We start from the raw sequence: 14,614 nt of genomic DNA on the forward strand, positions 1-14,614 counted from the left end.
CTTTATTTGATGCATGAAAACTTTGTCCCAGTTTGAAAAAAGCGTCGTCAGGCTTATCATGGCATTATTATTAGTTGCTTGTATTCACAAAAATGTTAGCGCACAGCAAATATTTGCACCGTTAAGTGAGCCAAAGCGGCCACACTTCGAAGCGGAACGGACAAGTGAAAAAATTGTTATTGATGGCTTCGACCATGAATCGGCCTGGCGGCAAAGTGGCATCGCTTCCAACTTTATTGTTGCTTATCCAAGGCAGGGGAGCAAAGCAAGCTATAATACACGGGTAAGGATGTTGTACGATGCAGACAACCTTTATATTTATGCGCAGTGTGATTTCCCTCCTGGTAAAAAATTTATTCAGGTACAAAATATGCGACGCGATTTTGGTTTTACGGATAACGAATTATTTGAAGTTTTGATAGATCCATTTAAGGATCCAAGGCTGCCGGTAATGGCTTTTTGTGTCACCCCGTACGGTACCCAAATGGATATCATGCATTACGCCGACGGGACTTATGATTACAAATGGGATGCCGTTTGGGAGGCGGCCAGTCAAATACAGGATAGTAGCTGGACGGTTGAAATTGCTATTCCTTTTTCCAGCCTGCGTTACCCAACAAACTCGACTGAATGGAGTATAAATTTCGTGAGGAATATCCGGCACTTAGGCGAGCTGAGCGGATGGTCATCCTGGCCATTAGCTTTGAACGAATCGCGAATGGAATACGCGGGGATAATAACAGGCATTCACCCGCCGGAGAAAAAAACTAAAATCAGGTTTGAGCCATACACGCTGGTAAACGCTAATAATAAATACCATTCAAGTACCGGTAGCAAAACCAAATTCGGAGGTGAAATTAAATATGCTATAAACAGCAGTACAATATTAACAGGAACTATAAATACAGATTTTGCACAAGCGGATATAGACAGACAAGTGATCAACTTAACACGCTCCAGCATCTTCTTTCCGGAAAAAAGGCAGTACTTCCTGGAAAATTCAAGTTTATTTACTGTCGGGCAAGCCGGGATTATCCAGCCGTTTTTCAGCAGGCGTATTGGTCTTAGCGAAAGCGGCGCACCTTTGACCATAAATGGAGGTTTGCGATTAGTACATCAGGACCAGAAAAAGGCGCTGGGTTTACTTGTCATTAAACAAAACGGTGATTCCAGTGAAAACGGGGCACTTTTCGGCGTCTTTAGATATAAAAGGAATATTTCTCGCAGTTTGCAGCTTGGTGGCATGGGTATATTGAGAGAAAATTTATCCGGGTTGGGTATGCCATCGTACCTTAACCCTGTTGGCGTATTAGACGCTTTCTGGCGGCCTAACCCCTCATTATTTGTCCGCGGGATGGGTTCTCTTTCCGGGAATACACTAACCCATCGAAATGGTTCTGCCGTTTTTAGCGAAGTGAATTTTGCTACAAATTCCTTTTTTGCAGATTGGTTCGAAACCATATCATCGAAAAATTACCAAGTGCAAACGGGTTATGCCGCACGTACTGATTTTGTAAACACACAACCTACTTTTGGGTATAATCTTCATAAAAACTGGTTTCCGAAAAGCTTAGCATTTTTTAACCCACAAATAACGGCCGATGTTTTTCACCAGGCCTCTACCGGTAATTTTCAGGAAGCTAATGTGAACATTGTTCCGCTAAGCTTTGTGTTTAAAAATTTGGCTCAACTAAATTTTAATATAACCTCCTCCTGGGAGAACTTGATCAGTGATTTTACTCCGGTGCGTGAAGTTAACATAGCCATGGGTAACTATCATTTTAAACGTTATGAATTATATGGCTTAACTAATCAGGGGGCACATTACAGTGCGGAAGCACGGTTTAGTACAGGTGGGTATTATCAAGGTGAACTTAATAGTTATTATCTTTCCTTAAGAGCGGCACCGCTACCGAAATTATCTTTGGTTGTAAGTTACACCCGAAACGACTTTAAAAATATAGGACCTGCCCGGTCTTCTATAACTACCCATTTGATCGCGCCTGAATTAAGGGTTGCTGCCAACCCTAAATTGCTGCTATCTACATTTTATCAATATAATACGGATGATGGGAATGGCTCATTTAATTCGCGGTTTTCCTGGGAATACAGGCCTTTAAGCTTTATTTATCTGGTGTACAATACGCTCGATAACTTTAACCGAAAACCTTTTGAACATCCTGTTCAGCAGCGTAATGGTATTTTAAAAGTTACTTATATACGGCAATTGTAATAGCCAACTATGTTCATTCCATCTTGGTAATAATGATTATGCCATCGGTTAAAATTAATTTTAACCGATTGGACTTGCAGATGAGTGTTATGTGAGTAAATTGTTGAGCAATCAAATATGCGTTATTTAATAGCAAGCTGTTTTGTTAATAATCAGATAAAAGCGTAACTTAAAACAATCACAAAATACAGTATGCATTATTACGAATATCAACCTGGAAAGCTATTGCGTGATTATGTTCAATGTTATTTTACCTGCGAGACAAACGAGGTTGTAACTATTCACGACCAGGTATTTGCTTCCGGCAGTATCGAGATCATGTTCAATCTTGGTGCCGAATCACCACAGACTATAATTAATTCAACTCGGGTCACGCAACCAGCTGTACAATTGTGGGGGCAAACTATTCAACCGTTATCATTTACAACTATAGGCAGACATAAAATGCTGGGAATTCGGTTTTTTGGGCATACTGCTGCTTATTTCTTCGACGAGCCCATAGCCAATTTTAACGACCACGTGATTGATCTAAAAGATGTTGCCGGCCAGGCTGTACGTATTCTTTATGATCAGTTACAATCAAGCGGTTCGCTGGTTGATAGAATTACGTTGCTTGAGCATTACCTGTTAGCGCAACTTGCCCGGCATGGGAAAAGTTCAAAACTCAAACTAATGTGTAGCGTTGTACAAGCATTGCAACGTGATGATTTTTTTGAAAATATCAATTCTGTCGCCCGTGACCATGGTTTGTCTTCCCGGTACTTGCAAAAGTTATTTTTAGCCTACTCCGGGCTTAGCCCAAAACTTTTTGTAAAAATATACAGGTTTCGTAAAAGCATAGAAATGGTTGCCGGAAACGACCTTTCGTTAACCGCGATTGCTTATCAGTGCGGCTATTACGATCAATCACATTTTATAAAAGATTTCAAATATTTTACAAGAATTATGCCCTCTCATTTCTGCCCTGAAAGTTCAACCGATCTTGCTGTTCCATTGAATTATTAAGCAGTTCCGATTTTTACAATTTCCGCTATTTGTTGCGTGATATATTTGTGAACACACATTTATTATCAAAAACATGGAGAAAAAAATCATCTGGAAAGCAGGGTTAATCCTGCTGTTATTGTCAAGTCAATTATCCTACGGCCAAAGCATGGGCGCAGTTAAAAAAGAGATCATCAAAACTAATTCACTTTATTTCGAGCTTTTTAAAAAAAAGGACCTTGCAATTGTTTCGCTTTATACTGATAATGGCTGGCTTTTGCCACCCAATGCGCCAGCAGTAAAAGGAAAAGCAGCGTTAATAAAGGATTTTACAAGTGCATATACTGATGCCAGCATCCAAAGTGTAAAATTCACCACGATCCAGGTTTATGGCGACGGCTCGGGCTATACTACCGAAGAAGGAATTTGGCAGGTATTTAATACTCAAGGTGTTATTATCGACCAGGGCAACTACATAAAACTATGGAAGAAGACTGGTAAAGCGTGGAGAATTTATCGGGATATTTTTAGCAGCGACCATAAGTCCGCTACAATGTGATTTAAATAACAAATTGAAATACAGTAGATTTTAACATATCCGGAGACCCAATGTAAAAAACCTGTCGATGTCTCCAGAGCGTTGGTCTATTTTGACTTCTTTAGAATTCGAATTTATAAAAAAACGCTATAAAACCGGGTTTTATAGCGTTTTGATTTTCTAGACCTGTAAGTGGAGCCGGAGGGATTCGAACCCTCGTCCAAACATGGTATAAGATATGCTTTCTACATGCTTAGCTGTTATTTAATTGTAGGGGCTATGGAAGGTTAACCGCTTACCTGTACCTTAGTCCTTAGGTGTTTTGTTTCGCTTGCTTACCACACCTTTAAGCAGGCTATTTCCGTTTTTCGATGCCCCGGATGCCGATCCAACAGAACAGAAAACCGGCGGGACAAAAGCTATGCTAATTCTAAATTAGGCAGCTAAGGCGTAGTTATTTTCGCCATTTGTAAGTTTGAGCGTTCAGATTTTAGCGCTAATTCACCCAACGCGCTGCATGCTTACACATTTATCTCCATCCTGTCAATTCCGGTCGACCCCATTTTGGTTTCGCATATGCCGGTGGGCAGTTTGCAGTTAACAAAGATACGGTTTTTTAGCCTTTGTGAAGTCTTATTTAGCAAATTCAACTTGGCAATATCCGAGTCCTGTCATCCAACAACATATTTTATTATCGGTAGTTTGCTCAAAATATAAATTAACAGCCATGAAAGCAGAAAGCAGGCTAATGCAACTAATGGTATGCTTAGCCAGGGATTGAAGATCTTGTAATTGATATCGTTCAGTTCTAAAACATCTAAAATAAGTGCGTGGCTTAAGTAAATTCCTAAAGTGTATTTGCTGGCATTGGCAATGATTAAAGAAAGTTTGGTTCCCAAGTTAATTATCAAATGCTTTGCAGCCATAAATGCCCCGGTTGCTAACACGATTACAAACGGACCAATGGGTTCATAAAAAAAAGTGCTTAACGTATGGTTGGCTACCTGCAAGTAGTAATTACCACAGGTAATCAGCACCACACATGCCGTAAATATTAATAATGATGGAAAAATAAGGTAGGGTATGGCAAACCGTTTATAAGCCAGATAATACCCTAAAACCAGGTAGCCAATATAACCGCTGAAATAACGCAACTCTACAGCCGTATTAACATAGCTGAGGTACGGCCGGCTAATCAGCGTGGTGAAAAACCATATCGCCAGGAAATAAAGCAGTTCCCGCTCAGTAGCATTACGAACAAACTTACCGAGAAAGGGAATAAACAGGTACAGGCCTATAAGCAAATAGATATACCATAGATGGTAATAAGTGCCTGTTTTTAGCTGGCGTATCACTATTAAAACATTCGCCCAAGCATCGCCATTGAAGTAAATAATTTCTTCATACCATTGATAACCCACGTAAACCAAACTCCAAAACAGAAACGGAACAATAAGCCTTCCGATACGCTTTTTGTAAAACCCAAAGATCTCAAATTCGCGATTAAACAATAATGCACCTGTTATCATCACAAATACAGGTACAGCAAAACGGGTTACAGAATTATATACATCACCTGCCACCCAATCAGATGAACGTACGCCGTTATAGTTCATCAGCAATGGCGATGCTGTATGCAATACAACTACTGCAAACATGGCAAGTAAACGCAGATTGGTTATCCAGGTAATACTGACGTTACTGTCTTGTACAATCGTATCGCTGAACTTCATGCTTGGTTGATGGTTTACCGATGGCTTGTTCAAGTTATTAACACCTTTGTAAACCGACGACGTTAATTGCTAACAGTCCTGCCAGGATAAGCTTTAAGCCCTTCGGCTAAGCAAACCATCGCTTTGTTAAGATCGTCGTTATTCAATACATAAGCCATCCGCACCTGGTTGGTACCTGCGCCGGGTGTGCTATAAAAGCCTGTTGCAGGCGCCATCATAACCGTCTGATTTTCGTAGCTGAAGCTTTCCAGCATCCATTGGCAAAATTTATCAGCGTTGTCTATAGGGAATTTTGCTACCACATAAAATGCACCGCCCGGGTTAGGACAAAATACACCCTCAATTTTATTAAGAGCGGTTACCAGTGTATCCCGGCGCTTCGTGTATTCTTTATTTACAGCAGTGAAATATTCATCAGGAGTATCAACAGCAGCTTCACCTGCAATCTGCTCTATCATCCCGGCAGATAAACGTGCCTGAGCGAATTTTAAGCCTGCTGCAATAACATCTTTGTTTTTTGTGATCAGACAGCCCAGTCTGGCACCACAGGCACTGTAACGCTTGCTTACTGTATCCATCACAATCACATGCTCATCTAATCCACTTAAATGCATCGGAGATATAAATGTACGGCCATCGTAACAAAATTCGCGATACGCTTCGTCACTAAACAGGTACAGATCATACTTTAGTGCAAGTTCTTTCAACGCGTCCAATTCCTCTTGCGAGTACAGATAACCGGTTGGGTTATTTGGGTTGCAGATGATGATCGCTTTTGTTTTATCGGTGATCAGCTTTTCAAACTCGCTGATAGGAGGCAGTGCGAAACCATTGTCGATATACGACAGGATAGGTTTTACGACTACATCTGTCTGATTGGCAAAGCCGTTATAGTTGGCGTAGAATGGCTCGGGGATGATCACTTCATCGCCCTCGTCCAGGCAACTCATCATGGCAATAGTGATCGCTTCAGATCCGCCTGTGGTAACAATGATGTTTTCGGGGGTAATGTTATATCCCAGTTTATTGTAATATTCGGTGAGTTTTTTACGATAGCTCAGCGTACCCTCGCTTGGCGTGTAAGCCCAAACTTTAAAGTCGATGTTTTTGATGGCATTGAGCATGCCTTCCGGGGTCTCGATATCCGGCTGACCGATGTTTAGATGATACACTTTTTTACCGTCCTGTTTTGCTTTATCAGCAAATGGCGTTAGCTTGCGGATAGGTGAAGCAGGCATCCGCTGCCCTTTTTGCGAAATTTTTGGCATGCGGTAAAATTAGTAAAAAAATCAGCGCTCGCTATAATTTCCCCGACAGGGATAATCAATTCAACAGAATTTAATCGGAGCCCCCGCCTTTAGAAAAGGCCGTAGTATGGTCACAAAAAAAGCCACCGCATTGCGATGGCTTCGATATTTTTTTTAAGCCTAATTCAGATCAGGTTTAAATGAAGCATTACCTGCTGCTTACAGCCGGCTTAGCTACAACCTCGCCTACTATATTCAAATATTTAGTAGGTGTTTTAGCGTTCGATGTAACTACAATAGTTTTGTTGAATGCTGATGCTACAGCTGCATTATAAGTGATCTTTATAGTACCCTTGCCGTTTTTAGGAACAGGTGTTTTAGTATAATCGGCAATAGTGCATCCGCATGTAGGCCTAACCTCTGTAAGGATCAAAGGCTCGGTACCAACGTTAGTAAATTCAAAAACGGTAGTTACCGGTGTACCCTGTGCTATCTTGCCAAAATCGTGCTTTTCCTCGTTAAATTTAAACTCGGCTTTTTGATCATCCTGGGCTGATGCGCCAAACGCAAACCCTAAGATCATGGTGCAGATTAATATTAGTTTTTTCATGTTTACTTGTTTGATTATTACAAATATAAAAGGTTTAATGTATATTCAAAACTATTGGTATAACTATATGTTTTATCCTCACCCATACTAAAATCAAAATAGAATTTTATAATTTTACCGCCTAAACAAAATTTTGTATGCCCGAAACTGTATTACGCAATGGCGACACAAAAAATGCTGCCGAACTCAGTTTTGACGATTTCAGGGAAATTGTAATCAGCGATTACCGCGTTGGCTTTGAGAGCAGGCAGGCTAGTATTATTGGCCGCCGCGAGGTGCTGACAGGTAAAGCCAAGTTTGGAATTTTTGGCGACGGTAAAGAGGTTGCCCAGCTGGCTATGGCCAAGGCTTTCCGCAAGGGTGACTGGCGCGCAGGCTACTACCGCGACCAAACCTTTATGTTTGCTACAGGCATGAGCAACCTTAAAGAGTTCTTTGCCCAGTTATACGCTAATCCCGATATCGAGAAAGATCCTGCATCGGCGGGCAGGCAAATGAATTGTCACTATGCAACGCGCTACGTAAACGCCGACGGCACTTGGGTTAACCAGGCCGAAACTATGAACTGCGCGGCAGATATATCTACCACCGGCGGCCACATGCCGCGTTTGCTGGGCCTGGCCTATGCATCAAAGTTGTACCGCCAGAACAAAGAACTGGAATACCTTAAGAATTTTTCTGTAAACGGTAATGAGGTTGCCTTTGGTACTATCGGTAACGGCTCAACATCTGAAGGGTTGTTTTTTGAGGCGTTTAACGCTGCGGGTGTTTTACAGGTGCCTATGGCGATTTCTATCTGGGATGATGCCTATGCCATATCGGTGCCCGCAAAACTGCAAACCACTAAAGAAGATATATCCGAAGTGCTTAAAGGCTTTCAGCGGGATGGCAATTCTAACGGATACGAAATATATAAGGTGCGCGGATGGGACTATGTGGCCCTTTGCGAAACCTATGAACGCGCTATAAAAGTTTGCCGGGAAGAGCATGTGCCGGTGTTGATCCACGTGGTGGAGATGACACAGCCGCAGGGACATTCTACCTCGGGCTCGCATGAGCGGTATAAATCAAAGGACCGGTTATCCTGGGAAGAGGAGCACGACTGCCTGGTCCAGATGCGCAAGTGGATGATCCAATCGGCGATTATAACTGCCGAGGATATGGATGCCCTGGAAGCTGAAGCTAAAAAATACGTTCGCGAGTGCCAAAAAGAGGCCTGGAACGAATTGGAAAGCGAGATCAAAACGGAGATGGCTGCTGCTGTTGGGCTGATCAATGCTGTTGCCCGCCGGTCGGCGCACAGCGAAGGGCTTATCGACTTAGTTGCCCAACTCCAGGCTTGCGTTGATCCGGGCCGGAGGGATACCATCGCTTGTGTACGTAAAGCCTTGCGGATCACCGTGGGCGAAAATAGCGCCGAACGCGATGCGCTGGTAAACTGGCTGGGAAAAGAGAATACAAAAAACAAAGAACGCTTTAACTCCAAGCTGTTTAGTGATACGCCACAGTCGCCGTTGTACGTACCGGTGATTGCGCCGGAGTATGCCGATGATGCCCGCATGCTGGATGGCCGCGAGGTGCTGAACGCCTGTTTTGATAAGAACTTTGAACGCGATAAAAGCATTGTTGCCTTTGGCGAGGATGTGGGCTCGATAGGTGATGTTAACCAGGGCTTTGCCGGGCTGCAAAATAAATATACCGACCTGCGGATAACCGATACCGGCATCCGCGAGGCTACTATAATAGGGCAGGGTATGGGCCTGGCGATGCGCGGCTTCCGCCCGATTGCCGAGATCCAGTACCTGGATTACCTGCTGTACTCTATCACTGTATTAAGCGATGACCTGGCCAGCTTAAGCTACCGCACCCGAGGAGGGCAAAAAGCACCGCTGATCGTACGTACCCGGGGGCACCGTTTAGAAGGTATCTGGCACTCCGGGTCGCCGCTGGGCATGATACTTAACTCTATGCGCGGTTTGCATATCTGCGTTCCGAGGGATATGACCCAGGCTGCCGGAATGTATAACACCCTGCTGCGCGGCGATGAGCCCGCCCTGGTGATAGAAAGCCTGAACGGCTACCGCTTAAAGGAAAAGCTGCCTGCCAATATTGGCGAATTTACGGTGCCTTTAGGCAAGGCCGAAATATTGAAAGAAGGCAACGACATCACCATAGTTACCTATGGGTCAACCCTGCGTATTGTGATGGAAGCTGCCGATGAGTTGGCAAAGATGGGCGTTAACGTTGAGGTGATAGACCCGCAAACTTTATACCCTTTCGATCTGGATAATACCTGCGGCCGGTCGTTGCAAAAGACTAATAAGCTACTGGTAATCGATGAAGATATCCCCGGCGGTGGCAGCGCCTACATCCTGCAAAAGGTGGTAGAAGCGCAAAATGGCTATTACTCTTTAGATGCCCAGCCACGCACCCTTTGCGGGGCAGAGCACAGGCCACCATATGGCTCGGATGGCGACTACTTCAGCAAGCCGTCCCTGGATGATGTGATCGAAGTGGTTTACAGTATGATGAACGAAGCCAACCCGGGTAAGTTCCCGTCGATATTTTAAAGAGGATATTAATTGCCTTTGAGTAAATTTGTAAAATGGAAACGCTAATCGTACAACCCAAAACCAAAGAGCAGCTGACGGCTTTAAAGGCATTCATCAAGGCTATGAAGATGGATTTCATCAGCAAAAAAGATCCATATGATCCCGAGTTTGTTAAAAAAATACAAGAGGGCAGGGAAGACATTAAAAACGACAAGGGCGTTAAAATCGCTATCGAAGATCTATGGAAATAATCTTCACACCCAGGGCTGTTGAAGACATTGCATATTGGAAAAGGTCTGGTAATAAAGTCATTCAAAAAAAGATCGAACAGCTTTTGATAGCTATTCAAGAAAACCCGTTTGAAGGCATAGGTAAGCCAGAGGCCTTAAAGTATAGTTTGTCAGGTGCATGGTCACGCCGGATTAATCAGGAACATCGTTTGGTGTACGAGATAAACGACCGCAACCAGATGGTAATATTAAATGTGTTATCTGCTAAAGGCCATTACTAAAATATTAACACACCACAAAAAGCCGCTTCTAAAGAGCGGCTTTTTGTGCTTTAAACCTTTGGGCTGGCACTCAATTTTGCCCGATTTAGCGAGGGGGTATGGTGGCAGATGAGCAATTAATTATCATCCAAAAAACGGTACAACTATTAACAAAGGTTTACACTTTTCAGAAAAATATTTGTTAAAATATTGTAAATCAATAATTTGTGAAAATCGTGGTTTAACACTTCTTTTAGGAATATACTAATTAAATTAGTAAATGCCGAAAATGTTTTGTATCTTTACATCTCCCATCTATTAACCCCATCTTTTATGCAAACCCAATCAACTGCTTTAACAGCAAATCGCACCCCTGTAAAAAAAAAGATCGAGCACATCCTGTCGCTTGATACCATTACCTTTAATGACCTGGAAGGATTAGACCACCACGAACGCCGCAAGCTTACGCTGGCAGCCAACAGAACTTTAAACAAGCTGAAAGGCGCGGAACGCGACGTCTTTCTGGCCAAAATTACACCGATATTACCGGCCGACTCCCGCACCCAGCTTTGGGAAAACAACCACGTGGTTATCACCACGGCCATTACCAGCTACATACATGAGTACGGCATCATGCCTGCTAAAGGTGCCATAGCCGAACAAACCGGCCTAAGCCGGCAAACCGTTGCCAAGCACTTTAACGACTATAAAACCCATCCCGAACTGCTGGCCGAAATGGAGCAATTTAAATTTATGGCGCCCAGGGTGCTTTCTACCGTATTCAGGTCGGCGGTTAACGGCGATATGCGGGCGGCCCGGCTTTACCTTGAGGTATCCGGCGGCATGGATAAGCAAACCACCGGCACCGTAGTAACCGAGCAGAACAATTACATCCAGATCAACAATACCATCCTGAGCCAGGAAAACCTGAAACAACTTTCCGCTGAGCAGCTACGGCAGATAGAAGATATTGTGAGGAAAGACGAGGGTGTCATTTTGAGGCAGATGTAGTTGTTTAGTGATGATAATCTATAGTGTGCTATCGAATAATAACAAAAGACCTGATAATTAATGTCTATAATCCCTGAGTAGGCGATGGGCTAATATCAAGATTCCTCGTCGCTGCGCTTCCCTCGGAATGACAATGGCGTTTAACTCGTAATGCTGTATGCTCAATCTCTCCAACCAATACTTTGCCCATGTCATTTCGAACGAGCGATAGCGAGGAGAAGTCCTCATGTTGTAGAAGATTCCTCCTCAGAATGACAATTATGTTTACCTAGTAATGCTGTATGCACAATCTCTCAAGCATTACGCCCCCCATGTCATTTCGAACGAGCGATAGCGAGGAGAAATCTGGTAACTAAATCTACTTGGGACAGATAAGAAGTTAAAATGATTGTTGTTATCTTTGAGTAACACTATTTAAAGATACCGAAAGGGGGATAATGACTATTGCTACGGGGTGCACCCGTTTAGTAATACGAGAAACCATCCCTGATTAGGTTATAACCTGAAAAAACCTTCTAATACCTCGACACATTTTTTTATTCTTTTAATACATAGTTCAAAATCGTTCTTTGTAAATGGTATGTGATTAATTCCATCTCTATAAGTTATCATTTTAAATTCTTTAGGAATTTTTTCGTCTTCTTGATAACCAACAAACATTGGTCTATGAGCAAATTTATTTCTCACCTCTTTCACATATCTAAGCTCTTTTATAAGCTTTTCCTTACGCTTAACCATTAGTGAATCTAAACTTCTTCTGTTAAGCAGTTCTTGAATAATACCTATCTTTTGGTCAAAAGTCATCCTATCCATAATCAACTCATGCATATCATTAAAGTGAGATGGCGACTGAGTAAAGTGCATTACTACAGATAAATCAATATCCTTTTCAAGTATAATACATTCATGGAGTATCTCGCCCCTATATAGTATAGAACGATTGATAAGCTTTGCAAGTTCTTCTGTCATATTTTTTAAAGGTAAGGCAACTAAATATAAATTATTAAAACTTATCTGTCACTTGCTATTCGAAGTCTCCGACTTCGGATAAATACGCCTGTAGTCTCCGACTACTGTAAAACCTTTCGGGCTGGAATCTACACATCCACCAATTTGCCTTCCGAAAACCGTTGAATCATCATCGCGGCAACGGTGTCGCCTGTGGCATTCAACAACGTGGCCACAGGGTCTATCAGGGTGCCAATGATGATGGCGGGGGGGAGTGCTTCGGGCGGGAAACCGTAGGCCGAGATAAAGAGCAGTTCGCCAATGTAACCCCCGTTAGGGATGCCGCCCTCAACCATGCTCACCAATACCGTCATCCCCAAAGCCAGCAGGATCACCTGCGGACTATCGAACCCTTTGCCGAACATGGCAAACACCACGGCCATTTTCAAAATGGAGGAGATGCTGGAGCCGTCTTTATGCAGGGTGCCGCCCAGCGGGATGGTTACGCCGGCTATTACATCGCTGATGCCCATTTTTTTGGCGGCATCTAAATTAGCCGGTATGGTAGCAATGCTGCTGCAGGTGGCCACAGCCGTTGCCGATGGAATGATGTTGTTTTTCCAGTAACGTTTAATACCGGTAACGCCGCCTGCTATAAAGGCGTAAATGCTGTAAAACACGGCGTATAAAAACAGGCTTACGCCATAACCTATGCCCAAAGTATGCGCATAGGTGCCAAACAAGCTCGGCCCGAAAACCGCCACCTGGTAGGCAAAGTAACAGCCAAGGCCAACAGGCCCGGCTTTCATGATGATGACGAATACCTGTTTAAAAACCTCGTTGCCCGAGTTTAAGAACGCGGTGAAGGTGTTGCCTTTGTTGCCGGCCCTTAACGCGCCAAAGCCAACCAGTATAGCAAAAATGATCATGGCCAGCATATTCTTACGCGATAGCAGGTTAAAGAATTCGCTGGTGGTAAACAGCTGGGTTACGGCATCGCCGGTAAGTTTTTTACCTGCTTCGGCACTTGCGCCCGCCGTTGCAGTAGTCGCGGTGGCTCCTAAGGGGAAGATCCATAAGGCAACGATGGTTAATATCGCCGCCACGATGATGGTACCCAGGAATACACCCGCCATAATGCCCATAATGCGGCTGAGCTTTTGCGTGCCCTGCAAATTGGCAATGGCCGATGAGATAGCAAAGAAAACCAGCGGTATCACGGCAACAAACAGCAGGTTCAGGAAAATATCGCCAACGGGTTTTAGTACTTCGGCCTTTTTGCCCAGTACAACGCCAACAATGCTGCCGATGATGATACCCGTTAAAAGCCAGATGATGCCGCTGTAATTTTTAAACCAGTTGTTCATACGCCTACCGCCAGATTAATGGCATGCGTGAAAGTAAAAATTTTATCGGAGTAAAAAGGCGTTATCGGCAAAGCTTACTAGCGGTTTTGAGATTTTTACACGAGCAAGCCATTGTGAGCATCTAAATTCTTATTTTTGGCGCTTCGCACATCAGCTAAACACAATTACTATGGATACTACATTTTCAGCAGTTGCTAACATTATAAAAAACCGCCGTACAATTAAGCCTTCTACCATGAACGGCAATAAGATCCCAAACGCGCATATCGCTTCTATTTTAGAGCTGGCCGACTGGGCGCCTAACCACGGTAACACCGAGCCATGGCACTTTATTGTTTTTGAAGACCCTAAAACTTATAGCGAGCAGCACGCCGAACTTTACAAAGCAGCCAACCCGGGCGAAAGCTTTAATCAAACAGTTTACACCAACCTGAGCAACCAGTTTGGCGGCGCATCGCACGTGATCATCCCTTATCAAAAACGCGGCGACCTGCCCAAGATCCCACAATTTGAAGAAGTGATTGCCGCATCATGCGCGGTACAAAACCTGCTTTTGGGAGCAACCGCCTTAAACTTCGGCGCATTTTGGAGCACCGGCGGTATGGTGTTAAAGCCTACTTTTTCCGAGCATTTTGGCTTAGGTGCCGAAGACACTGTGTTAGGTGTTTTATTTTTAGGCTACACCGAAACACAGCCGGAAGGCAAGCGTAAAACGCCGATTGAAGAAAAGATCACCTGGAATAAGTAAGCCATTTTAATGAAAGCTCTGCGTAAACCGCAGGGCTTTTTTTATATTAGCTTGCAATAACGATCCGCATGATTTAACTTTATTGAAAGAAAATTTCATTAAAGTATATCATTAGACTGCCGTGACAATAAATTTGCGATTTGTGCGTATATT

13 protein-coding genes and 1 other RNA gene are annotated in these 14,614 nt (G+C 43.4%); 8 read left to right on the top strand and 6 right to left on the bottom strand.

Annotated elements, in window-relative coordinates:
• The first annotated feature begins 58 nt into the window (after positions 1 to 58).
• From ACE5CV_RS06955 to ACE5CV_RS06965, 3 genes are all read left to right on the top strand, one after another.
• Complete coding sequence (locus ACE5CV_RS06955; protein WP_374949444.1) at positions 59 to 2,233, top strand: DUF5916 domain-containing protein; 2,175 nt, start codon at positions 59 to 61, stop codon at positions 2,231 to 2,233.
• A 192-nt stretch (positions 2,234 to 2,425) separates the two neighbouring features.
• Positions 2,426 to 3,238, top strand: a complete 813-nt coding sequence (locus ACE5CV_RS06960) for a DUF6597 domain-containing transcriptional factor (protein WP_374949445.1) — start codon at positions 2,426 to 2,428, stop codon at positions 3,236 to 3,238.
• A 73-nt stretch (positions 3,239 to 3,311) separates the two neighbouring features.
• Positions 3,312 to 3,776 (top strand): YybH family protein, encoded by a 465-nt coding sequence (locus ACE5CV_RS06965; protein WP_374949446.1) that lies wholly within the window; start codon positions 3,312 to 3,314, stop codon positions 3,774 to 3,776.
• A 169-nt stretch (positions 3,777 to 3,945) separates the two neighbouring features.
• On the opposite strand, the gene ssrA is transcribed toward ACE5CV_RS06965, so the two are convergent.
• From ssrA to ACE5CV_RS06985, 4 genes are all read right to left on the bottom strand, one after another.
• Positions 3,946 to 4,316, bottom strand: a transfer-messenger RNA (tmRNA) gene (gene ssrA / locus ACE5CV_RS06970).
• 110 nt (positions 4,317 to 4,426) lie between these two features.
• The gene (locus ACE5CV_RS06975) at positions 4,427 to 5,488 is read right to left on the bottom strand and encodes an acyltransferase (protein ID WP_374949447.1); all 1,062 of its coding nucleotides are present in this window, start codon (positions 5,486 to 5,488) and stop codon (positions 4,427 to 4,429) included.
• A 62-nt stretch (positions 5,489 to 5,550) separates the two neighbouring features.
• Complete coding sequence (locus ACE5CV_RS06980; RefSeq protein WP_374949448.1) at positions 5,551 to 6,756, bottom strand: pyridoxal phosphate-dependent aminotransferase; 1,206 nt, start codon at positions 6,754 to 6,756, stop codon at positions 5,551 to 5,553.
• Between the two features lie 187 nt (positions 6,757 to 6,943).
• Positions 6,944 to 7,345, bottom strand: coding sequence for a DUF1573 domain-containing protein (locus tag ACE5CV_RS06985; RefSeq protein ID WP_374949449.1), 402 nt, complete (start codon positions 7,343 to 7,345; stop codon positions 6,944 to 6,946).
• 137 nt (positions 7,346 to 7,482) lie between these two features.
• On the opposite strand from ACE5CV_RS06985, the gene ACE5CV_RS06990 reads away from it, so the two are divergent.
• The 4 genes from ACE5CV_RS06990 (at position 7,483) to ACE5CV_RS07005 (ending at position 11,398) form a co-directional block, all read left to right on the top strand.
• Positions 7,483 to 9,915 carry a thiamine pyrophosphate-dependent enzyme gene (locus ACE5CV_RS06990; protein ID WP_374949450.1) on the top strand — a complete coding sequence of 811 codons (2,433 nt, stop codon included), beginning with the start codon at positions 7,483 to 7,485 and terminating at the stop codon, positions 9,913 to 9,915.
• A 35-nt stretch (positions 9,916 to 9,950) separates the two neighbouring features.
• Positions 9,951 to 10,148, top strand: coding sequence for a DUF2683 family protein (locus ACE5CV_RS06995; protein ID WP_374949451.1), 198 nt, complete (start codon positions 9,951 to 9,953; stop codon positions 10,146 to 10,148).
• The gene (locus ACE5CV_RS07000) at positions 10,139 to 10,408 is read left to right on the top strand and encodes a Txe/YoeB family addiction module toxin (RefSeq protein WP_374949452.1); all 270 of its coding nucleotides are present in this window, start codon (positions 10,139 to 10,141) and stop codon (positions 10,406 to 10,408) included. Before ACE5CV_RS06995 ends, ACE5CV_RS07000 begins: the two co-directional genes overlap by 10 nt.
• Positions 10,409 to 10,720: 312 nt before the next feature.
• On the top strand, positions 10,721 to 11,398 hold the full coding sequence (locus ACE5CV_RS07005) for a hypothetical protein (protein ID WP_374949453.1): 678 nt from the start codon (positions 10,721 to 10,723) through the stop codon (positions 11,396 to 11,398).
• Positions 11,399 to 11,893: 495 nt separating this feature from the next.
• On the opposite strand, the gene ACE5CV_RS07010 is transcribed toward ACE5CV_RS07005, so the two are convergent.
• Positions 11,894 to 12,367: a hypothetical protein gene (locus ACE5CV_RS07010; RefSeq protein ID WP_374949454.1), complete on the bottom strand. Its 474-nt coding sequence runs from the start codon at positions 12,365 to 12,367 to the stop codon at positions 11,894 to 11,896.
• A 128-nt stretch (positions 12,368 to 12,495) separates the two neighbouring features.
• Positions 12,496 to 13,713 (bottom strand): dicarboxylate/amino acid:cation symporter, encoded by a 1,218-nt coding sequence (locus tag ACE5CV_RS07015; protein ID WP_374949455.1) that lies wholly within the window; start codon positions 13,711 to 13,713, stop codon positions 12,496 to 12,498.
• A gap of 169 nt (positions 13,714 to 13,882) precedes the next feature.
• Here ACE5CV_RS07015 and ACE5CV_RS07020 point away from each other — a divergent pair, with 169 nt between their 5' ends.
• Positions 13,883 to 14,461: a nitroreductase gene (locus ACE5CV_RS07020; RefSeq protein ID WP_374949456.1), complete on the top strand. Its 579-nt coding sequence runs from the start codon at positions 13,883 to 13,885 to the stop codon at positions 14,459 to 14,461.
• Positions 14,462 to 14,614 lie beyond the last annotated feature (153 nt).

It is taken from the genome of Mucilaginibacter sp. (assembly GCF_964263795.1).
Taxonomy (GTDB): Bacteria; Bacteroidota; Bacteroidia; order Sphingobacteriales; family Sphingobacteriaceae; genus Mucilaginibacter.

Coding starts and splice junctions, on each gene's coding strand:
- ACE5CV_RS06955 (WP_374949444.1), top strand. CDS start 59: ATGGCATTATTATTAGTTGCTTGTATTCACAAAAATGTTAGCGCACAG.
- ACE5CV_RS06960 (WP_374949445.1), top strand. CDS start 2,426: ATGCATTATTACGAATATCAACCTGGAAAGCTATTGCGTGATTATGTT.
- ACE5CV_RS06965 (WP_374949446.1), top strand. CDS start 3,312: ATGGAGAAAAAAATCATCTGGAAAGCAGGGTTAATCCTGCTGTTATTG.
- ACE5CV_RS06975 (WP_374949447.1), bottom strand. CDS start 5,488: ATGAAGTTCAGCGATACGATTGTACAAGACAGTAACGTCAGTATTACC.
- ACE5CV_RS06980 (WP_374949448.1), bottom strand. CDS start 6,756: ATGCCAAAAATTTCGCAAAAAGGGCAGCGGATGCCTGCTTCACCTATC.
- ACE5CV_RS06985 (WP_374949449.1), bottom strand. CDS start 7,345: ATGAAAAAACTAATATTAATCTGCACCATGATCTTAGGGTTTGCGTTT.
- ACE5CV_RS06990 (WP_374949450.1), top strand. CDS start 7,483: ATGCCCGAAACTGTATTACGCAATGGCGACACAAAAAATGCTGCCGAA.
- ACE5CV_RS06995 (WP_374949451.1), top strand. CDS start 9,951: ATGGAAACGCTAATCGTACAACCCAAAACCAAAGAGCAGCTGACGGCT.
- ACE5CV_RS07000 (WP_374949452.1), top strand. CDS start 10,139: ATGGAAATAATCTTCACACCCAGGGCTGTTGAAGACATTGCATATTGG.
- ACE5CV_RS07005 (WP_374949453.1), top strand. CDS start 10,721: ATGCAAACCCAATCAACTGCTTTAACAGCAAATCGCACCCCTGTAAAA.
- ACE5CV_RS07010 (WP_374949454.1), bottom strand. CDS start 12,367: ATGACAGAAGAACTTGCAAAGCTTATCAATCGTTCTATACTATATAGG.
- ACE5CV_RS07015 (WP_374949455.1), bottom strand. CDS start 13,713: ATGAACAACTGGTTTAAAAATTACAGCGGCATCATCTGGCTTTTAACG.
- ACE5CV_RS07020 (WP_374949456.1), top strand. CDS start 13,883: ATGGATACTACATTTTCAGCAGTTGCTAACATTATAAAAAACCGCCGT.